The sequence below is a fragment of the Silanimonas sp. genome (assembly GCF_044377035.1).
Lineage (GTDB): Bacteria > Pseudomonadota > Gammaproteobacteria > Xanthomonadales > Xanthomonadaceae > Silanimonas.
In genome coordinates, this window is record NZ_JBILJW010000051.1 from 1 (window position 1) to 4,145 (window position 4,145).

Sequence of the window (4,145 nt, forward strand, 5' to 3'; positions counted from 1 at the left end):
CGAACTGCGTATCCGCCTGCTGGCCGATCCGGCCGACCCGGGCAGCGCGCGCGAGTTCCGCGCCGATGCGGAGTAAGGCCACGCTCGACGCGTGGCGCGCCCGCGTCGACGCCGCACTGGCGCGGCAACTCCCCGACGACACGCTGGAGCCCCGCACGCTCCACGCCGCGATGCGCTACGCCGTGCTCGGCGACGGCAAGCGGCTGCGTCCCCTGCTGGTCTATGCGGCCGGCGCCGCGCTGGGCAATCCGCCCGACGCCACGAGCGACGATGCGCTGGACCACGCCGCCGTCGCCATCGAACTCGTCCACGCGTACTCGCTGGTGCACGACGACCTGCCGGCCATGGACGACGACGCCCTGCGCCGCGGTCGGCCCACGGTGCACATTGCTTTCGATGAAGCCACCGCCATCCTGGTCGGCGACGCGCTGCAGTCGGAAGCCTTTCTCGTCCTCTCGGCCGCGCCGGCCCCGGCCGACGCGGTGCGCGCCGCGCTGCGCGAACTCGCCCACGCCGCCGGCTCGCGCGGCATGTGCGGCGGCCAAGCCATCGACATGGCGATGACCGGCCAGTCGCAGGCGCTGGATGCGCTGGCGACCATGCATCGACTCAAGACCGGCGCGCTGATCGAAGCAGCCGTGGTGATGGGCGGCCTGCTGCGCGGTGCGGACGCCGCGACGATCGACGCCCTGCGCCGTGTTGGTGCCGTGCTCGGCCTCGCGTTCCAGATCAAGGACGACCTGCTCGACGCCGAGGCGGATTCCGCCACGCTGGGCAAGACCGCCGGCAAGGACCAAGCGCAGGGCAAGAGCACCTACGTGACCCTGCTCGGCCTCGACGGCGCCCGCGCGCGGCTCGACGCCGTGGCGCGAGATCTCGACGCGGCGCTGGCGTCGCTCACCGGCAGAGGAAACGACAACGGCCAGGCCCTCGCGGACCTGGCCGTCATGGCCGTGCAGCGCTCGCGCTGATTACTTGATCAGGCGAAGCGCGAAGGGGTAGCGGTAGGCCTCACCACCGTTCGCCTTGATAGCCGCGAGGATCGTCAGCACGATCCAGGCGATGCCGATCAGCGGGAGCAGCAGGAAGCCGATCAGCACGAAGATCAGCAGCCACGCCACGATGCCGGCGATGGCCATCGTGATGTTGAAGTTCAGCGCTTCCTTGGCCTGGTCGGCGGCGAAGGGCATCTCGTCCTTCTTGACCTGCCAGATGATCAGCGGGCCGAGAATGTTGCCCAGCGGAATGATCAATCCGACCAGCGACGACAGGTGGGCGAACAGGCCCCACTGGCGCTGTTCGGCGGAGACTTCACCCCCGGGGGAGGGCGGCGGCGAAAAGGCGTCGGACATCGGGATTTCCTTGGTGGTGAAAACGCCCGTTCACTGTCGAGAAAAGGTGAATGGCTGTCAAGGAATCCGGCCGTGCCTGAGCCCCCGGAACCGCGGGGGCGACATCAGCCCCCGTCACCGCCCGCCACGGTCATTTTCCCGACCAGCAGGCTGCCGACGGCCGTCGCTGAACGACGGTCGATGTCCGCACCGACCGCCTCGATGCCGAGGAACATGTCGCGGAGGTTGGAGGCGATGGTGAGTTCGTCGACCGGATAAGCGAGGGCGCCTTCCTCGACCCAGAAGCCGGCGGCGCCGCGCGAGTAATCGCCGGTGACGGTGTTGACGCCCTGCCCCATCAGCTCGGTCACGACGAGGCCGCGACGCAGGCCCTTCAGCATCGAATCGAAGCCCTCGGCATTGGCCGCCACCTCGAGGTTGTGCACGCCGCCGGCATTGCCGGTGCTTTCCAACCCGAGCCGCCGCGCGGAATAGGTACCGAGCACGTAGCGCTGCAGCACGCCGCCATCGACCAGCGCCGATTCGCGCGTGGCCACGCCGTCGGCGTCGAAATCACCGCTGCGCCAGCCGCCGACGAGATGCGGGCGCTCGACGATGCGGAACCACTCGGGGAACAGCCGCTGCCCCTGCGCCCCGACGAGGAAGCTGGCCTTGCGGTACAGCGCCCCGCCCGACACCGCGCCGACGAGGTGCGCGATCAGCGACCGCGCCACTTCGGGCACGAACAGCACCGGGAACTCACCCGTGGGCGCGGAACGGGGATCGAGCCTAGCCAGCGTGCGCTCGGCCGCCTTGCGCCCCACCTCGGCGGCGGATTCCAGCGCCTCCGCGCGCAGCGCCGCGGTGTACCAGTACTGGCCCTGCATGGCCTCCCCAGCGCCGGCGATCAGCGAGGCACTGATCGAATGGCTGGTGCTCTTCTCGCGGCCGACGAAACCGTGCGAGTTGGCATAGACCGACAGCCCCTCGTTGGTCGAAACGGAGGCACCCTCGGAATTGCTGATGCGCGGGTCGAACGCGCGGCCGGCCGCTTCGGCCTCGAGCGCCAAGGCCACCGCGGCATCGGCCTCGATCGCCCACGGGTGCCACTGGTCGAAATCGCGCGATTCGCGCGCCATGCGGGCTTCGTCGGCCAGCCCGTTCGCCGCGTCCGGCTCGGTGTGCCGGGCGATGGCGCAGGCCATCTCGACGGTGCGCTTCAGGCTTTCGGGCTTGAGGTCGGCCGTGCTGGCGTTGGCTTTCCGCTGGCCGAAGTAGACGGTGACGGCGATGCCGCGGTCGCGCGTGCGCTCGACCGATTCGACCTCGCCCAGGCGCACGTTCACGTTCAGGCCGCGCTCGTCGTTGGCGCTGGCTTCGGCCTGGGAGGCGCCGAGGCGTCGGGCTTCGGCCACAGCAAGGGCCGAGAGCTCGGCGAGGCGGTCGAGGGTGGCGTCGGTGGTCACTGCGTTATCCTGTGCATCGTTCAACTGTACGGCCCCGGCGCATGCGCGGACGCGACCCCGAAACCGGCGAATTCCTCGACGAGAGCCGCAGCGCGAAGCGGCGCGAGGCCCTCGATGTTCTGGCCATGGCCGGCAAGCTGATGGACACCGGCCACGCCGCACTGGCGCTGCTGCCGATGCCCGACGAACTGCGCGCGCTGGTGGTCGACTCGCAGCGCATCCGCTCGAACATCGCCCGCAAGCGCCAGACCCAATGGCTGGCGAAGCAGATGCGGCGCGAGGACGACGCCGTGCTGGACACGCTGCGCGCGGCGCTCGAGCACACCAAGGAAGACGCCCGCCGCGAAGCCGCGGCCCTGCATCGCGTGGAGCATTGGCGGCTGAAGATCGTCGATGGCGGCGATGCCGGCCTCGCGGAGTTCATCGCGCTGTACCCGATGGCCGACCGCCAGCAGCTGCGCACGCTGGCGCGCAATGCCAAGGCGGAGCGGCTGGCGAACAAGCCGCCGCACAGCTTCCGCGAGATCTTCCGCGTGCTGCGCGAGCTGATGGCCGAGGCCGACGACGCCCGCGGCGACGACGCCGATGCGATCGACGAGGCGCTGGAAGCCGAGGCGAACAGCGTCGACCATGGGCTCGAGGACATCGACGAGATCGGCGGCCTCGACGGGTTGGACGAGTACCGCCACGACGACTTCGGCGGGCGCCGCGACGACTGAGGCCGCGCCCACGCGGGGCTCCGCCCCGTGCATCAGGCTTTTGTCCCGCCGACGGTCATCTGCGCGATCTTGAGCGACGGCTGGCCCACGCCCACGGGAACGCTCTGGCCGTTCTTGCCGCACACGCCGACGCCGGCATCGAGCTGCAGGTCGTTGCCGATCATGACCACGCGATTCATCACTTCCGGGCCGTTCCCGATCAGCGTGGCGCCCTTCACCGGCGCGGTGATCTTCCCGTTCTCGATCAGGTAGGCCTCGCTGGCCGAGAACACGAACTTGCCGGTGGTGATGTCCACCTGGCCGCCGCCGAAGTTCGGCGCGAACAGGCCGCGTTCGACCGAAGCGATCATCTCCGCCAGCGTGTGCGAGCCCGCCGCCATCGTGGTGTTGGTCATGCGCGGCATCGGCAGGTGCGCAAAGCTCTCGCGGCGGCCGTTGCCGGTGCGGGCCACGCCCATCAGGCGGGCGTTGAGGCTGTCCTGCATGTAGCCCTTGAGGATGCCGTCCTCGATCAGCACGGTGCGCTGGGTCGGCGCGCCCTCGTCGTCGATGTTCAGCGAGCCGCGGCGGGCATCGAGCGTGCCGTCGTCGATGACGGTGACGCCCGGCGCCGCCACGCGTTCGCCAAC

General features: G+C 70.1%; 4 protein-coding genes and 1 pseudogene. 2 read left to right on the top strand and 3 right to left on the bottom strand.

Translation table 11 applies throughout. The features are described from left to right. Positions 1–65 precede the first annotated feature (65 nt). Complete coding sequence (locus tag ACIQ6S_RS14165) at positions 66–971, top strand: polyprenyl synthetase family protein (RefSeq protein WP_397608914.1); 906 nt, start codon at positions 66–68, stop codon at positions 969–971. Here ACIQ6S_RS14165 and ACIQ6S_RS14170 read toward each other — a convergent pair whose 3' ends face one another. Both ACIQ6S_RS14170 and pmbA read right to left on the bottom strand, forming a co-directional pair. Then, positions 972–1,352, bottom strand: coding sequence for a DUF4870 domain-containing protein (locus ACIQ6S_RS14170; RefSeq protein ID WP_298338599.1), 381 nt, complete (start codon positions 1,350–1,352; stop codon positions 972–974). A gap of 104 nt (positions 1,353–1,456) precedes the next feature. Continuing rightward, the gene (pmbA, locus tag ACIQ6S_RS14175; RefSeq protein ID WP_397608912.1) at positions 1,457–2,821 is read right to left on the bottom strand and encodes a metalloprotease PmbA; all 1,365 of its coding nucleotides are present in this window, start codon (positions 2,819–2,821) and stop codon (positions 1,457–1,459) included. A gap of 17 nt (positions 2,822–2,838) precedes the next feature. Between pmbA and yjgA the strand changes: the two are divergent. Continuing rightward, positions 2,839–3,396 (top strand): annotated as a pseudogene (yjgA, locus tag ACIQ6S_RS14180) (ribosome biogenesis factor YjgA); the annotation flags it as partial. Between the two features lie 152 nt (positions 3,397–3,548). On the opposite strand, the gene ACIQ6S_RS14185 reads toward yjgA, so the two are convergent. Further along, positions 3,549–4,145: metallopeptidase TldD-related protein (locus ACIQ6S_RS14185; protein ID WP_397608913.1), on the bottom strand; the 597-nt coding region annotated here is incomplete at its 5' end.